This is a genomic window from Brevundimonas diminuta (assembly GCF_050310045.1).
Taxonomy (GTDB): domain Bacteria; phylum Pseudomonadota; class Alphaproteobacteria; order Caulobacterales; family Caulobacteraceae; genus Brevundimonas; species Brevundimonas diminuta_F.
Window position 1 is genome coordinate 723,467 of the sequence record NZ_CP190005.1, and the last position, 16,209, is coordinate 739,675.

Genomic DNA, 16,209 nt, shown 5'->3' on the forward strand with positions numbered 1-16,209 from the left:
GCAACCTATGGAATCGCCTCCGACGAGATAGGCTGGCTTCATGTCGTCGTATTTGCGGCTATCGTTGAAACGCGATGAACAATCCTGACGAGGCGCGAAGGGCGTGGTTCCGCCGGGAGATTCTCCCGCTGGAGCCTGGCCTGCGGGCTTACGCCCGCCGCTTCTCGCGCGGCGGCGCGGTCGATGTCGAAGACCTTGTCCACGAGACCTTCGCGCGCCTCATTTCATATGAGAACTGGGCGACCCTGACCAATGCGCCCGCTTTCGCCAGTCGCGTGCTCAAGAACATCGCGGTCGATCAGCGCAGGCGCGAAGGGATTGTCACGATCGAGAGCGTGGCCGATGTCGAGACGCTCTCGATCGGCGCAGATCTGCCCGGCCCGGAACTGGACATCCTGTGGCGCGACGAACTGCGATTGCTGGCCGATATCGTCGCGCGATTGCCTGAACGCCCGCGACAGGTTTTCACCCTGAGGAAAGTCTACGGGCTGTCGCACAGGCAGATAGCGGATCGCCTAGGGTTGTCCGTCAGTACAGTAGAGAAACACCTCGCGAAAAGCCTGCGGATCTGCTCAGACGAGCTCGCACGCCATCCGCGAACAGAAACGGTTGAAACGGAAACATTATGGCGCGCGCGTCGTCACCTCAACGGCAAGACATAAGACAGGCGGCCGCCGAATGGGTGATCAGGCTCTCGGCCGGCGACGTCGCGCCCTGCGATCACGCGGCCTTTGAGGCCTGGCGAGACGCTGATCCTGCGCACGAAGCCGCCTATGAGCGCGAGGCTGCGGCCTGGACCGGGTTGGACCGGCTTCGGGCGTTGCGCCCCGGCAACGGCTTTCCGGATCCGGATCTTCTGGCTCCCCGGCGCTCAACCTCGCGTCCAGCCCAGCGCACGGCGTCGTGGCGCAGACCGTGGGCGGTTGCAGCCGGATTCATCCTGATGTTTGGCCTGGTCACGACGCTGACCGTGTCGACGCTGATATCGCCTGCCTACGCCACGGCGGTAGGCGAGCGTCGCGTGGTCGTCCTGCCGGACCGCACGCGCATGGAGCTCAATACCAACTCGAAAGTGGTCGTGCGTTATCGTCGCGGGCAGCGTGAAGTTGAACTGGTTCGCGGCGAGGCGGTGTTCGAGGTCGCCGCCGATCGCCGCCCCTTCATCATTGCGACGCCTGACGGCCGCCTCGCTGCAGGCGGCGCCGAACTTGCCGTGAGGCTCATATCCGCAGACGAGGCGTCGGTCGTCGTCCGGCAGGGCAAGGTCGCAGCAATGAACCCGGCGGGCCGCGAGGTGGCGAGCCTGACCCGTGCCCAGACTGCGCTCCTGAACGATGGACAAGCGCACGTGCATACTGTGGATCCCGGCGAGGTCGACCGGCGCCTGGCCTGGCGGCAGGGGGCGATCGCGCTCGATGGCCAGTCCCTCGCCGAGGCCTGCGCCGAGTTCAACCGCTACAATGATCAGAAGATCATCTTGATGGATGCAGAGACCGCCTCCCTGAAGCTCGGCGGTTATTTCAGAACCTCGGATATTGATGGGTTCGTGAGTGCCGTGACGGATGTCTTTCCGGTGACAGCGGAGACGACGCCGAAGGGCGAAATCAGGCTGCGCCAGGCGTCATGAAGATCTTCGCGACCTGTTCGACGGCTTTCCAGCTCGCGATCGGGCTGGTGATGGGCCTCGCCGGTGCAGCAGCGGCGCAGGACGTATATCCCGCTGTGGGCGACGGTCCCTATGTTGCGGTCGCGGCCGACGGCTGGCGGGCGGATTTGGTCGGTGTAGATAGCCATGTCAGCCGGATCGACGTCGTGGAGGGCATGGTCACGGTGTCTGCCGTAGGTTCTGCCCCCTCTTTTGAAGTCGCCTTGCGGCCGCCGCCGCAGGCCGCGCCCTTGATTGAACCGCTGGCGGCCGAGGCGCCGCTGCTTGTTGTGGCCGACACCCACGGCGAATACGCCATCCTGATCGCCTTCCTGAAAGCGCAGGGCGTCATTGACGGGCAGCTTCGCTGGACGTTTGGAACCGGCCACCTTGCAGTCACGGGGGATATGCTGGATCGCGGCGCGCATCAGATTGAAATCCTGTGGCTGCTGTACAAGCTGGAGGCCGAGGCGCGGGCAGCAGGCGGCGGCCTTCATGTTGTGATCGGCAATCACGAAGCGCTCGTATTGCGTGGCGATCAGCGCTACCTAAATCCGCGCTACCTTGAAGTCGCGAGCCGTCTCGGCGTGGCCGAGTATGCGCAGTTGCTGGGGCCGCGGACCGTCCTTGGCGCATGGTTGCGCTCTCGCCCCGCCATGTTGAAGCTGGGCGATCTACTGATTGTTCACGGCGGCGTTTCACATCCTCTCACCGAATCCGCCCTTGACCTGGACGCCGTGAACGCAATCGCCCGCCGGTATCTGGATGTTCCTTATGCGGTGAGGCCGCCGGCCGGATCACCTGAAGCGCTGGTTCTCGGTGAAAATGGCCCCCTATGGTATCGCGGCTACTTTCCGGTGGGGGGCCGCGCGCCGGTCGCGACGACGGCGGATGTCATGGCGTCTCTTGAACGTTTCGGTGTCTCGCGCATCCTGGTCGGCCATACGGCGGTTGATCGCGTTTCGGCGCTGTATGGCGGCAAAGTCATCGCCGTGCAGGTCTATCCTCATCAGGACGACACCACCGGGGAACCGATCCTTGAAGGCGCGCTGCGTCTGGAGGGCGTCTGGTTTCGTGTTACCGCCCAGGGTGAAAGGTTGCCGTGGAGCTAGTGAATTAGTTTCTATGGATGTCCGATTTCAAGGGTAATCAATCTTTTTTGCCTTGGTGTTAGAGTAAGGTTTTATTCAATTGTGTATTTAAATCTTTTTGATTTGTAGTTTATTATTAAAAAATCTATTTTTGCTTTGCTTTAGACTGTTTCTCCTAGATTGTTGGTATTTTTACGTCATGAAGCGGATTTGATGTGTGAGGTATCGTCCAAATCCTGCTCCCGCACCCAAGATATAATCACCCCCGTAGCTAACGCTCCGGGGGCTTTTGCTTTCTGAAGCTTTGGTGTCCAGCGAGCTCGGCACTAAATGGTCACTGACCGGTAACCTGATGCTCGGTCTCAGCTATGGGGCCTCTCTTGGCGATGCCAGGATCAGCCAGGGCGAGAAGATACTCTTCATGAGCGAAGCGGGCGCAGCGATAGCCGCAGCCATTTGCGCCTGTGCTATTGTGGTTCTGGTAGCCAGGCTTCGCCATGGGGTGATCGTGCGTTCGGACAGAACGTCGCTGAATTCGCCAAATCCCACTTTAGCGACCAGGGCTGCCGTCTGAGGCGCCGACGCAAGGATTGTTCTGCGACAAGCAGAGCTACGGTGGGCGACCATGGCGGGCGGGCGATTCTACCGGCTGGAGTCTATTTAGCCGCAGTTGCGTGTCATTTGCATCTTGCCGTGCTAGCTTTGACTTATGGACGGTATTGGCGAGCGTGGGGCAGGAGAGGCGGCGCGGTGGTCTGCGCGGCCGCTGGGTTCGTTCGACATCAACGGGGGAGAGGCGGACTTTGCGCGCGACGCCCATGACGCAGAGACGCTGGGCGCCGGGCTGAAGCTGGCCCTGGTGCTGGATGGCGATCTGATGGTGCGGGCGCATGACGGCGCGCCTGAGCGCCTTAACGGGGCCTCGCTGTGCCTGTTTGTCGGGCGCGAGCCGTGGCGGTTGGATCATCAATACGCCGCGGGGCGGACGCTGCGGTATGTCACCCTGAACCTGGGAGCGGACCTGCTGGAGCAGGAGGCGCTGGCGCCGGGGCCGAGTTTGGCGGGAACAGTCGGAGACGGGCCTGTCTCGGCCTTTATCAGCGCGCCGCCGCCGTCCATCGCCGCGATCGGCGAGCAGATCCTGAGTTGCCCGATGCGCGGCGCAGCGCGCGATCTCTATCTAGGCGGCAAGGGGCTGGAACTGACCGCCATGGCGCTGGATCATTTTGTTCGGGGGCAGGCGAGGGCGGGGTCAACGGCTCTGGGCGCGGCTGAGTTGCGCCGTGTGGTTCAGGCGCGCGAGATGCTGGACGCGGCGCCGGGGCAGGCGCCGTCTCTGCCTGAACTGGCGCGCGGCGCCGGGCTGAACGTGCGCAAGCTGACGGCGGGCTTCCGCGCCCTTTATGGCATGAGCGTCGCGGAATACCTCAGGGAGCGACGGATGGTCGAGGCTTGGCGCAGCCTGTCCAGCGGCGCCTGTGACGTGACGCGGGCGGCGGAAGACGCGGGCTATGCCCTGCCGCATTTCTCAGCAGCCTTCCTGCGGCGTTTCGGCGTTTTGCCCAGCGCCGTGCGAAACCGTTCCGCAATCTGAAAACATAGTCCGGCGATCTGAAAGACACCGGGGCGACGGGCGCCTATTAGGCGACAACTGATAATCACTCGCATATCGAGCTGTCGCCATGTCGCTTTCCATTCAGACTTTCTCCTCTCGTCAGGGGCTGCGCGCCGCCGCCTCGATGATCGCGCTCGGCGTGGGCGCAGGCATGGCCACGGCGTCGTTCGCCCAGTCGGTTCAGGATCGGGAAGAACCGGCGGCGGTGGCGGACGTCGTGGTTACGGCGGCGCTGGCGCCCGCTGCGGGGGCGGCCCTGAAGATGCCGCTGAAGCTGAGCGAGATTCCACAGACCGTCAGCATTATCGATCGCGAACGGATCGAACAGCAGGCGCTGGTCTCGCTGGATGATGTGATGAGCAATGCGCCCGGCGTCACGGTCCAGCCCGGCACGCGGCTGCGCACCGCCTATTATGCGCGCGGCTTTTCCATCGACACCCTGAACTTCGACGGCATTCCGACCTCGGGCTGGAACGAGGCGGTCAACACCGAAGACATGGCCATCTATCAGCGGGTCGAACTGCTGCGCGGGGCCAGCGGGCTGTTGCAGGGGTCGGGCAATCCGTCGGGCACGATCAACCTGGTGCGCAAGCGGCCGGGCCGCGACTTCGCCGCCCAGGGCGCCGTCAGCGGCGGGCGCTGGAACAACTGGCGCGTCGAAGGGGACGTCGGCGGCCCGCTGGCGGCGGACGGCGACCTTCGCGGGCGACTGGTGGCGGTCTATGAGGACCGCGATTTCTATTATGACACGGCCCATCGGCAGAAGGGGCTGATCTATGGGACGGCCGAGTGGAATGTGACCCCGCGCACCGTCCTGGCCGCGACCGTCAAATGGCAGGACGTTCAGGACGACGGCGCCTATATGGGCGTGCCGCTTTACAGCGACGGCGGGGTCATCGACCTGCCGCGCCGCTTTTATCCGGGCGCCGGTTGGGATCGGCGCACCTGGAACAACACCCAGTCCTTCCTTGAACTGCGCCACAGCTTCGCCGGAGACTGGGAAGGCAAGATCTCGATCAGCCGGATCGACGGCGACAGCGACCTGACCTACGCCAGCGCCTTCGGCGCGGTGAACCGGGCGACCGGCAAGGGGCCGATCCTGTATGGCGGCGCCTATGACTTCACCAATGAAGAGACCGATCTGGACGCCTATCTGTCGGGCACGGTCGGGGCCTTCGGGCGGCGGCACGAGATCGTGCTGGGCGCCAACTACTGGGACGGCAAGACCCATCAGACGGCCTATAATCTGGCGGGGTTGATGGGGCCGGTGGATGTCTTCACCTGGGATCCGGCCGCTGCGCCGCGCCCGACCGGCAAGACCTATGCGGGCGAGCAGACGACCACCACTGAACAGTATGGCGGTTATGGCGTTGCGCGGCTGCATCTGACCGATCCGCTGACGCTTGTGCTGGGCGGACGGCTCAGCTGGTGGGAGACGACGACCGACCGGCGCGCCACCATCGGCGGACCGCTGACGCCGACCGGCGGTTACAAGATCAATGGTGAATTCACGCCCTACGCCGGGCTGGTCTGGGCGCTGGACGACGCCATTTCCCTTTACGCCAGCTACACCTCGATCTTCACGCCGCAGAACAGCCTGACCTGGGACGGCAAGGTCATCGACCCGATGACGGGCGCCAACGTCGAGGCCGGGGTCAAGGGCGAGTGGTTGGGCGGGCGGCTGAACGGCTCGCTGGCGGCCTTCCGCATCCTGCAGGAAAACCGCGCCCAGCTGGATCCGGACCATCCGTGCGCGCCGGGCATGACGTGCGCCTATGTGGCCGAGGGCGAGGTTGAAAGCCTGGGGCTGGATGCCGAACTGACGGGCCGCATCCGCCCTGACTGGACGGTGCAGGCGGGCTACACCTACGTCGAGACGGAATACAAACGCGACCGCACCGCCGGCGGAACGCCCAGCGGCAATGAGGGCCAGCCCTTCTCGCGCTTCACGCCGCGCCATCAGTTCAAGCTGTGGACCCACTATACCGGCCTGATGGACGGCCGTCTGTCGCTGGGCGGCGGGGTCATCGCCCAGAGCAAGGCTCAGGCCGTGGCCGGCGCGGTGGTGATGGAGCAGGGCGCCTACGCCGTCGTCAACGCGCGCGCCGCCTACCGCCTCAATCCGCGCGCAGAACTGTCGCTGAACGTCAACAACCTGTTCGACAAGACCTATTTCACCACCCTGGGCGGGACCAGCTGGAACAACTGGTATGGCGAGCCACGCAATGTCCTGATCACCCTCAGGGCGTCGTATTGAGATGGCAGGCCCGATCGAACCGTTCGCCGCGCTGGAGCATCTGGTGCTGCTCGACGCCGACGGCGGCGCCTCGCCCCTGCTGCGCTCGGTCGACGCCTGGCGAAGCGTCAACCGCAGCGCCGGCGGCCGCGTCATCGGTTTCAGCCGCCCGCAGACGGCTGAGGATCTTCATCCCGACAAATGGGAGATGCACCCCGCCGGGGATGAATTCCTGCACCTGATCGAGGGCGAGCTGGACGTGGTGCTGGATCAGCCGGGCGAGGCCGCGCGCCTGACCCTGACGCAGGGCGGGGCGGTGGTGGTGCCGCGCGGCGTCTGGCACCGGCTGCTGCTCAAGCGGCCGTCCGCCCTGATGTTCGTCACCCCGGCCGGGGGAACCCGGATGCGGCCCGTGGACGCCGGAACGTGAACTGGCGGCCCTTGTTCTGGCGGATCCATCGCTGGGTCGGACTGGCCTGTGCGGCGGTGTTTCTGGTCGTCGCCCTGACGGGGACGGCGCTGTTGATCGAGCCGCAGACCAATCTGAGGGGATCGGCGCGCCTGAGTGATCCGGCGACCTCCCTGGCCGGGATCGAGACGGCGCTGGCGCAGCTGGCGGCGGATTATCCGCATCACCAGACCGGCCTGATGTTGCCCGGCGCGTCACCGCAGCGAAGCTGGCAGGTCGGCCTGCGTCCCGCATCGGGCGAAGGCCCGGCCCTGAGCGCCGAGTTCGACCCCGGCAGCGGTCGCATCATGCGCGTGGACACCGCCGAGGCGTCGCTGCGCGACGGCCTGCTGAAACTGCACAACAGCCTGTTTCTGGGCGTGACGGGCAAGCTGGTGGTGCTGGCGATGGCGCTGGGGGTCGTCTGCCTGACGATCACCGGGGCCGCCATGATGCGGCGGCGGTGGAAGATCCTGACGTCCTCGCCGCTGGCGCCGCCGTTGCGCGCGCGGTCGCTGCATCACTGGACCGGGCTGGTCGGGGGCCTGTTCATCGTCATGTGGGCCTCAACCGGCTTCATGCTGCTGGTCTATAAAAGCCTGCCTGAGTTCGGCGTCGGCCGCCCGCCTGCGGCGACGCGCGCGGCGAAACCCCGCCCCGGCCCGGCGCCGGAAGCCGCGCCGCCGACAGCGCCTCGGGTTCCCCTGTCGCAGATGGTCGAGACGGCGCTGGCCCTTCATCCCGGCGGCGAGGTTCAGGCCCTGAGCCGTAGCCCGCGCGGCGCCATGGTGATCGTCTTGAAGCGCGACGCCGCGCCGTGGCGCAAGTCGACGACGGTGGCCTTCGATGCGGCGGGCGCGCCCATGCCCGCGCGCGAACCGCCCGGCTTCATGAAGGTGATGATCGCCGCCAAGGCCCTGCATACCGGCCTGTGGGAGCGACCGTGGCTGCACGCCGTCTATGTGCTGTTCAGCCTGACGCCCATCGCCCTGATCGTGACCGGCCCCTGGCTGTGGCTGCGCCGTCGCAGGCCGGTGCGCCGGTCCGAACGAAACACGTCCGTCCGCAATAAGGCGGAGCGTTCGCCGCGCCGCATTCCTTCCGCATGAACCCGAGACCGTCCATGGAAAAATACGATCGTCTGACGCCTGAATCCGGCCGCCTGCTGTTGACGGTGGCGGCGCTGTATCTGGCGCAGGGCATTCCGTTCGGCGTGGCGATGGAGGCCCTGCCGACCCTGTTGCGCAAGGATGGCGCATCGCTGGCGGCCCTGGCCTGGTTGCCGCTGGTGGGGCTGCCGTGGGTGCTGAAGGTGCTGTGGGCGCCGTGGGTCGACAATCTGTGGTCGCCGCGTCTGGGGCGGCGGCGCAGCTGGATCCTGCCCATGCAGGCGATCGTCATCCTGTGCCTGCTTGGCGCGGCGGCGGTGGGCTTGAGCGGAGCGATGGCGCCGGTCGTGGTGGGCCTGTGCGTGCTGGCCTCGCTGGCCAGCGCCACCCAGGACACGGCGACCGACGGTCTGGCGGCCGAGCGTTTCGGCGGCGTCATGCTGGCCCGGGCCAATGCGCTGCAGGTGGCCTGCACGATGATCGGTTTCTTCGTCGGCGGCTCGGGCACATTGATCCTGAGCGGTCTGGTCGGGCGTCCGGCGGCGCTGGCCGCGCTGGCGGCGGTCGTGGCGGTCGGCTTCGTTCTGGCCCTTGTGATGCGCGAGGCGCCGCACGACGCACCGGCGCGCGGACAGCGGGCCAGTCTGTTGCGGCTGCTGCGTCGTCCGGGGGCGGGCTCGATACTGGCGACGGCGCTGTTCACGGCGCTGACGGCGGCGTCCGGCTTCGGTCTGGCCAAGCTGTGGCTGGTGGACGCCGGGTGGCCGATCGAGCAGATCGGGCTTTACGGCATGATCGCCGGGGCCACGACCATCGTCGTCGGCTGCGGCGGAGCGGCATGGCTGATCGGCCGCATCGGCCTGTTCCGCGTGCTGAGCGGCGGGGTGCTGCTGTGTGCCGCGGGCCTCGCCCTGTGGCTGGGCGTGGCGTCCGGCGTGATCGCAGCGGCGCATCCGGTGGTGCTGGCGGCCATGATGATCGGCGCGGCGGGCAGCGGCTCCGCCTCGGTCGGGGCCATGACGCTGGCCATGCAGTTCGCGGCCCGGGACGATCAGGCGGGCACCGACATGACCGCTGTTCAGAGCTCCCGCGATCTGGGCGAGATCGGCGCATCCTCGGCGATGACGGGCGTGGCGGCGGCGGGCGGCTATCCGCTGGCCTTCATCGGCGGCCTGATCCTGAGCGCCGTCGCCTTGGGGGCGGTGGCCAGCGCGCGACGTTCTCAGGGCTGAGGGCGCATGCTCGACTACGGCTCTTGAAATCACCGCTGAATAAGTTACCTACCGTTCGGTAATTTATTCAGCGGCATAATTCATGACCTCAGAACACAAGCCGTCCGGACGCGGGCCGGGCCGCCCGCGTCGTCTGGCGGACCCGGTCGGCACGATTCAGGACGTGGCCCGCGCCCACTTCGCCCTTCACGGCTTTGAGCGGGCGTCGATGGCCGACATCGCCGCCGAGGTCGGGGTGCGCAAGCCTTCGCTCTATGCGCATTTTGAGAGCAAGGACGCGCTCTATCTCAGCATCGTCCCGATCGCGATCGAGCGGGAATTGCAGACGGCGCGCCGCAGCTTCACCGCCGAGGGCGATCTGCGCGACCACCTGCGCGATTATCTGGCGGGCCTGCGCCTGCGGTTTGAGCAGACGGACGACATGCGCTTCTGGCTGCGTGCGGCGTTTCTGCCGCCCGAGCACCTCTATGATAAGGTGATGGAGCCGATCCACGCCTTCATGGCGCAGATGGAGGCCATGCTGGTCGAGGCCTTCAGCCGCCATCCGGTCTACGGCCCCCTTGATGCCGAAACACTGGCCAGCGCCTTTCTGGGCCTTGTCGACGGGCTTCAGGTCGAGCTGCTCTATGGCGGCGTGGCCAAGTTCGAGCGCCGCCTGCACGCGTTCTGGCGGCTGTTCGATCTGGCCGTCAGGCCTGTCGGCGCCCCTGCCTCTCACGAAGCGAGCCTTTCATGACCCCTCAAAAGGCGCTGGGCGCCAGTTTGCCGCTGATTGTGCTGTTGGGAATTCTGACGGCGACCGATGCCTTGTCCATCGACATGTATCTGCCGGCCTTCTCCGCCATTCAGGGGCGGTTCGGCGCCGATGCTGCGGCGTTGCAGTTTTCCCTGTCGCTCTTTCTGATCGGTCTGGCGGTCGGGCAGGCTGTCTATGGGCCGGTCATCGACCGCTTCGGGCGGCGCGTTCCCCTGCTGGTCGGGATCGGGATATTTACGATTGCGTCCGTCCTGATCGCAGCGGCGCCGGATACGGAAACCTTCCTGATCGGCCGCTTCGTGCAGGGGCTGGGCGGAGCGGCGGGTCTGGTGATCCCGCGCGCCATCGTGGCTGACCTGTTCGAGGAACGGCAGGCCGCAAAGGTCTTCTCCATGCTGATGCAGGTCATGGCCGTCGGTCCGATCATCGCGCCTCTGCTGGGCGGCTTTTTCGTCAGCTACGGACACTGGACGGCGATCTTCTGGACGCTGGCGGGGGTCGGCCTGTTGTCCGGCCTGGCGGTGATCCGCATGGTGCCTGAAAGCCTTCCGCCGTCGCAGCGACAGAAGCTGGGGATGGGGGCCTCTCTGGGCGCCTATGTCGCGTTGTTCGGCCATCGGCGCTTCATGGCGCTGACGCTGTCGGGAAGCTTCGTCATCGCCGGTCTGTTCAGCTATATCAGCGGAGCGGCCTTTGTTTTTACAGACTATTTTGCACTCAGCCCCGCCGTCTTCAGTTACATATTCGCCGCTATCGCCGCGAGCATGATCATCTGCGGCCAACTGAACGTCTTTCTGCTGGGCAGGGTCAGCGAGAGCCGTCTGCTCAGCCTGGGGCTAAGTCTGCACATGGCGGCGACCGCGAGCCTGCTGATCGTCTTGATGCTGGGGCTGACGTCATTCTGGCTGGTGACGGGGCTGATCCTGTTGTCGGTCGCCACTCTCAGCCTGATCCTGGGGAATGTGACCTCACTGATCATGTCGGCCGTGCCGGGCGAGAGCGGCGTCTCCTCCGCCCTGTTCGGCGTGATCCAGTATGCGTTCGGCGGCCTGGCGGGTGTTTTGATGGGCCTGCTTCACGACCAAACCATCCGTCCGCTGGCCATTATGATGGCGGCCTGCGCTCTTCTGGCGCTGATCTGCTGGCGATTTGCGCGCGATGTTCAGGCGGTGGAAGGGAAGAAGGCCGCTATCTGATCGGTGCATCTATTGATAATCATTATCATCTAAACTAGAAGGTGCGCGCTCGCTGTTTCCGGACCTTCGCCATGCCTTCGCCCCTGCCGCTGTCCGAAGACGAGATCGGAGAGACGGACCGACGGCTGAAGGGTCTTGTGCGTCGCCGGGTGGGCCACCGTGAGGATTCCGAGGATATCGCTCAGGACAGCTGGCTGCGGCTGGCGTCTTCGGTGCGGGGCGAGGGAGCGCCGATCGTTAACGGACCGGCCTATCTGTTCCGCATCGCCCGCAACCTGATCGTCGACCACAGGCGCCGCGAGGCGACGCGGCCGCCGGTCGATGGCGACGACGCCCTGTCGTTGGCGGCCGACCCCCGGCCCGATCCCGAGCGCGCCCTGATCACCCGCAGCGAACTGGCGCGGATGGACCACATCATCGCCGCCATGCCCGCGCGGCCGCGTGAAGTCTTCCGCCTGTCGCGGATTGAAGGGCTGTCCTTCGCCGAGATCGGGCGTCGGATGGGGCTGTCGCGTCAGACGGTGCATGAGCATATGGGCCGGGCGCTGCTCGCCATGCAGATGGCGGCGGATGCGGATTTCGACGCAGAGACCTGACAAAGGACGCGGTCTTTCGTCCCCCTTTCAAGGGAGCGCCTGCACCGGCGCGCGAACCGCATGAGACGGATGTGAACCCAAGGCGAAGTCAGGCTAGGGCCGATCCGGCGACGGAGGCGGCGATCACATGGTTCGTGCGCCTGCACGACGACCCGGCCGACACCAGTCTTCGCGCGGATTTCGAGGCGTGGCGCGGGGCGGATCCGAGCCACGGCCGCGCCTATGACCGGCTGCAGCGCCTGTGGGGCGCCGCGGCGCATCTGCCCGCTCTGGCCGGGTCGGGATCGACGCCGGGGCTGGGGCCGCTTGCGGATCGGCGAACCCTTTTACGCGGGGTGGTCGGGCTGGGTGGAACGGCGGCTGTCGGTCTGATCGGCGGGCGTCTGGCGCTGGGGCCTCGTCCTTTCGCGACCTATGCGACACGGCCGGGCGAGACCTTGCGCGTGACCCTGGCGGATGGGTCGCGGGTCGAACTGTCGACGCGAACGGCTGTGGACGTGGACTTCAGCACCCGACGGCGGCGCCTGCGTTTGCTGGGCGGAGAGGCGTGGTTCCAGCCGTCGGGGGCGGATCATCGTCCCTTTGTCGTGGAGGCGGCGCGCGGCCGGATCAGTGCGGTTGAGGGCGCGTTCGCGGCGGTGGTCGAGCCGGGCGGCGTCCGCGTCGGCGCGACGGCCGGCGCGGTACGCGTCGCGCTGGGGCAGGCGACGGCGCAACTGCAGGCGGGTCAGGGCCTGTTCTATGGCGGGGCCGGTCTGTCGCAGGTCCGCGCCCTGCCTCACGAGAGTCTGGCGTGGCGTGACGGGCGTCTGGTCTTCATCGATACGCCGCTGCGGCGCGTTGCGGCCATGCTGGACCGCTGGACCGGCGGGCGCACCGTTATTCTGGATGAGGCGCTGGCGGCGCGGCGCGTGACCCTGATCACCCGCACGACCGAGGCCGCTCAGGGGCTGGAGCGGCTGGCGCAGGCGACGCCGATGCGCATCCGGCGCGGCGGAGATCTCTTCACCCTTCTGACGACAAATTGAAAATAAATCTCATTCTTACCTGACGGTGGGATGACCCCGTCGTCTTTCTCATCGAGGGCAGGCGCCGACAGCCTGCCGATTTATCCCATGTGAGGGGCGTATGAAGACGAGATTGGGCGGCGGCCGGGCCCTGATGATGGCCGCCTTGATGGGCTCCACAGCATTGGGCGGCGTATTCGCGTCCGTCGATCCGGCGCGGGCGCAGGCGCAGGAAGCAGCCTTCGACATCGAGGCCCAGCCGCTGGGCGCGGCGCTGGCGGCCTATAGTCGGACGACCGGGGTGAACGTGGTCTATGGCGGGACCATGCCGGGCGTCCGTTCGCCGGGCGCAGTCGGGCGGATGTCGTCGTCAGAGGGCCTGTCGCGCATACTGGCGGGCAGCGGCCTGACCTATCGCTTCACCGGGGCGCAGACCGTGCGGCTGGAGCCTGCGCCCCAGCGCACGGCTCAGGACGGCGTGATCCAGCTGGGCGCCGTGCGGGTCGAGGGCGACGGCGGAAACGGCGGCGTGGTCGCGGGCAACGGACGCGCCGCGGGCTGGGACGGCTCGGGCGGCTCGGTCTATGTGACACCGGGTTCGGTCAGCGTGATCACCCGCGATAAACTGGAAGCCTATCCGGCGCAGGCGCCCGCCGACATGCTGCGGGGAACGACGGGCATCATCTCGGGCGAGGCGCGCAGCAGCGGCGGCCTGGACGTCAACATCCGGGGGATGCAGGGCCAGGGTCGGGTGCCGGTCACGGTCGACGGCGCGATCAACGGCACGACCGTCTATCGCGGCTATCAGGGTGCCAGCAACCGCAGCTTCATCGACCCTGATTTCATCAGCCATGTCGCCATCGAGAAGGGCCCGTCGATGGGCAACGCCATTGCAGGCGGGATCGGCGGCTCGGTGACGATGAAGACGCTCGGCGTCGATGACATCGTGCCTGCGGATGATGTCATGGCCGTTCGGGTGATGGCGTCGCTGACCGGCAACAATACGACGCCGGGGTCGAACATGACCCGCAATATTCTGGAGCCGCTCAGCTTCTACGGCGATCCGCTGGCGGCGACGCGCCAGCGCGACCGGCCCGGCGTCTTCACGCCGGGCGGCGGCTCGGCCAGCGTGGTGTTCGCGCGCCGGGGCGAGCGGATCGATCTGCTGGCGGGCTATTCCTACCGCAACACCGGCAACTATTTCGCGGGAACGGGCGGAAAGCAGGCGCCCAAGCCGACGGGGACGCCGTCGCCGTTCTGCGCCGCCGGCTCGAACGAGGCGGTGTTGCAGCAGCTGTGCGACCGCGCCGTCGCCTTCTATGGCGCGCATGGACCCACGCCCTTCGTTGCGGGCGAACAGGTCTACAACACCTCCAACGAGAGTGAATCGGTCCTGCTGAAGGCAGTGATCCGTCCGGCCGACGACCATCTTCTGGAGCTGGCCTATGGCGGCTATTGGAGCACCTTCGGCGAGAACTATCCCGGCACACTGGTCAGCCCGACAGGCGCGGTCTTCCAGAACAACGCCTTTTCAGAGACCACTGTGGATCGCATCACGGGCCGCTATCGCTGGAACCCCGAGAACGACCTTCTTGATCTGAAGATCAACGGCTGGCTTTCCAGGCTCGAAGAAGCCGCGCCGTCCTTCTACAACTCCGACCCGTCGCGCCGTTATGTCGACAGTTGGGGCGCCGACGCCAGCAACGGCTCAAGGCTGTCGACGGGCGCAGGCCTGTTTTCCGCCGACTATGGCGCCTCCTTCCTGCACGAAAAGGCCGGGCCGGTCGGAGATTGGTCGAACGTCGTCTCGAACCCGCCGGGGCGTGAGGGATCGCGCAGCGAATACAGCCTGTTCGCCGATACGGCGCTGGAGCCGACCGGCTGGCTGCGCCTGACCGCGGGCGGGCGCTATCAGAACTATAGCCTGACGGACCGGCAGACGCGCCTGAACCAGACCGCCCAACAACGGCTTGAGCGCAGCGAGGATGCGTTCAACTGGTCGCTGGGCGCGACGGTCATGCCGCTGGACGGGTTGCAGCTGTTCGCGACCTACAAGAAGGCGTCGCGCCTGCCGTCGCTGCTGGAGGCGACCACCAACTTCTTCATGGTGGCCAATCCCGGCCTGCACAAGGAAACCGCCAGTAACTGGGAGGTCGGCGCCAACTACATCCGCTACGGCCTGCTGGCGGACGAGGACGAACTGGGCCTGAAACTGGTCTGGTTCGACAACGACATCGACGGCTACATCTCGCGCCGCTACCTGCTGAAGGAAGCCGCCATGCAGATGTACAACATCGACCGGGCGCAGTTCAGCGGTCTGGAAGGCAACATCAGCTATCGCAACGGCGGGCTGAGCGTGGACGCCGGGGCGACCTATTACGACAGCATCCGCTTCTGCCGTTCCAGTGAGAACTGCATCGCCAGCTCGCTCGCGTCGGATTACGCCACCAACTATATTCCGCCGACGTGGTCGGCCAATCTGTCGATCAGCCAGAAGTTCCTGAACGATCGGGCCACCCTGGGCGCCCGCGTGACCTATATGGGCGAGCGCGCCATCGACGCCGAAAAGCCCTCGACCGGCTTCCTGCCGCTGATCAGCGCCATCGACTGGCGCCCCTATACGCTGGTGGATGTGATGGGCAGCGTGAAGGTGAACGACACGCTGTCGTTCAACTGGAGCGTCGATAACCTGACGGACCGCTATTACACCGAGCCTATGAGCCTGGGCTTCGTCCCGGCGCCGGGGCGCACCTTCCGCATCGGTCTGAGCCAGACGCTCGGCTCGGGCGGCGGTATGTGGCTGGGTGACTGGTTCAGCGGCGATCACGACGCGGGCTCCGTCGACTGGACCGGCCCTTATGTCAGCATGGACTTCGGCTATGGCTCAGGCAACACGCAGGGCGATGTGACCGACAGCGCCGGAAAGGCGGCGGACATCGAAAACGGCAGCCGCATCGACGAGAACCTGCACAACCTCGTCGGCGGCGTACGCGCGGGCTATAATTATCAGTTCGCCAACAATGTCGTCATCGGCGTCGGAAGCGATGTCACGACCGGCGATCTGGCGGCCTGGTCGGGCGTGCTGGTGTCGTCGACCTCGGGCGAAAGCAACAGCATAAAATCCCTGCGCGCGGCCAATATCCTGGAGTCGGACACGCGCTATAAATGGGACCGTCTCGTCACCCTGCAGGGTAAGCTGGGCTATGCGCTGGGACGCACGCTGGTGTACGGTACGGCGGGCGTCGGGTGGATGCGTGAAACGCAGTCTCGCAGCTAG

Annotated in this window: 13 protein-coding genes; all 13 read left to right on the plus strand. The window is 66.2% G+C overall.

The window, feature by feature from the left end:
- The first annotated feature begins 74 nt into the window (after positions 1-74).
- The 13 genes from ACORJG_RS03460 to ACORJG_RS03520 all read left to right on the plus strand — a co-directional run bounded on the left by ACORJG_RS03460 (position 75) and on the right by ACORJG_RS03520 (position 16,209).
- Positions 75-662 carry an RNA polymerase sigma factor gene (locus ACORJG_RS03460; protein WP_427791640.1) on the plus strand — a complete coding sequence of 196 codons (588 nt, stop codon included), beginning with the start codon at positions 75-77 and terminating at the stop codon, positions 660-662.
- Positions 626-1,627, plus strand: coding sequence for a FecR family protein (locus ACORJG_RS03465; RefSeq protein ID WP_427791642.1), 1,002 nt, complete (start codon positions 626-628; stop codon positions 1,625-1,627). The genes ACORJG_RS03460 and ACORJG_RS03465 overlap by 37 nt, the downstream gene beginning before the upstream one ends.
- Positions 1,624-2,757: a metallophosphoesterase gene (locus tag ACORJG_RS03470; RefSeq protein WP_427791644.1), complete on the plus strand. Its 1,134-nt coding sequence runs from the start codon at positions 1,624-1,626 to the stop codon at positions 2,755-2,757. The genes ACORJG_RS03465 and ACORJG_RS03470 overlap by 4 nt, the downstream gene beginning before the upstream one ends.
- Before the next feature lie 688 nt (positions 2,758-3,445).
- On the plus strand, positions 3,446-4,330 hold the full coding sequence (locus ACORJG_RS03475) for a helix-turn-helix transcriptional regulator (RefSeq protein WP_427791646.1): 885 nt from the start codon (positions 3,446-3,448) through the stop codon (positions 4,328-4,330).
- Between the two features lie 88 nt (positions 4,331-4,418).
- Positions 4,419-6,608 carry a TonB-dependent siderophore receptor gene (locus tag ACORJG_RS03480; protein ID WP_427791648.1) on the plus strand — a complete coding sequence of 730 codons (2,190 nt, stop codon included), beginning with the start codon at positions 4,419-4,421 and terminating at the stop codon, positions 6,606-6,608.
- Between the two features lies 1 nt (position 6,609).
- Complete coding sequence (locus ACORJG_RS03485) at positions 6,610-7,017, plus strand: cupin domain-containing protein (protein ID WP_427791650.1); 408 nt, start codon at positions 6,610-6,612, stop codon at positions 7,015-7,017.
- Positions 7,014-8,144: a PepSY-associated TM helix domain-containing protein gene (locus ACORJG_RS03490; RefSeq protein WP_427791652.1), complete on the plus strand. Its 1,131-nt coding sequence runs from the start codon at positions 7,014-7,016 to the stop codon at positions 8,142-8,144. The genes ACORJG_RS03485 and ACORJG_RS03490 overlap by 4 nt, the downstream gene beginning before the upstream one ends.
- 14 nt (positions 8,145-8,158) lie before the next feature.
- The gene (locus ACORJG_RS03495) at positions 8,159-9,376 is read left to right on the plus strand and encodes a RhtX/FptX family siderophore transporter (protein ID WP_427791654.1); all 1,218 of its coding nucleotides are present in this window, start codon (positions 8,159-8,161) and stop codon (positions 9,374-9,376) included.
- Positions 9,377-9,458: 82 nt separating this feature from the next.
- On the plus strand, positions 9,459-10,112 hold the full coding sequence (locus ACORJG_RS03500; RefSeq protein ID WP_427791655.1) for a TetR/AcrR family transcriptional regulator: 654 nt from the start codon (positions 9,459-9,461) through the stop codon (positions 10,110-10,112).
- On the plus strand, positions 10,109-11,329 hold the full coding sequence (locus tag ACORJG_RS03505; protein ID WP_427791656.1) for a multidrug effflux MFS transporter: 1,221 nt from the start codon (positions 10,109-10,111) through the stop codon (positions 11,327-11,329). The genes ACORJG_RS03500 and ACORJG_RS03505 overlap by 4 nt, the downstream gene beginning before the upstream one ends.
- Positions 11,330-11,400: 71 nt before the next feature.
- Complete coding sequence (locus tag ACORJG_RS03510; RefSeq protein WP_427789883.1) at positions 11,401-11,925, plus strand: RNA polymerase sigma factor; 525 nt, start codon at positions 11,401-11,403, stop codon at positions 11,923-11,925.
- A gap of 71 nt (positions 11,926-11,996) precedes the next feature.
- The gene (locus ACORJG_RS03515; RefSeq protein ID WP_427789881.1) at positions 11,997-12,953 is read left to right on the plus strand and encodes a FecR family protein; all 957 of its coding nucleotides are present in this window, start codon (positions 11,997-11,999) and stop codon (positions 12,951-12,953) included.
- 100 nt (positions 12,954-13,053) lie between these two features.
- On the plus strand, positions 13,054-16,209 hold the full coding sequence (locus ACORJG_RS03520) for a TonB-dependent receptor domain-containing protein (protein WP_427791658.1): 3,156 nt from the start codon (positions 13,054-13,056) through the stop codon (positions 16,207-16,209).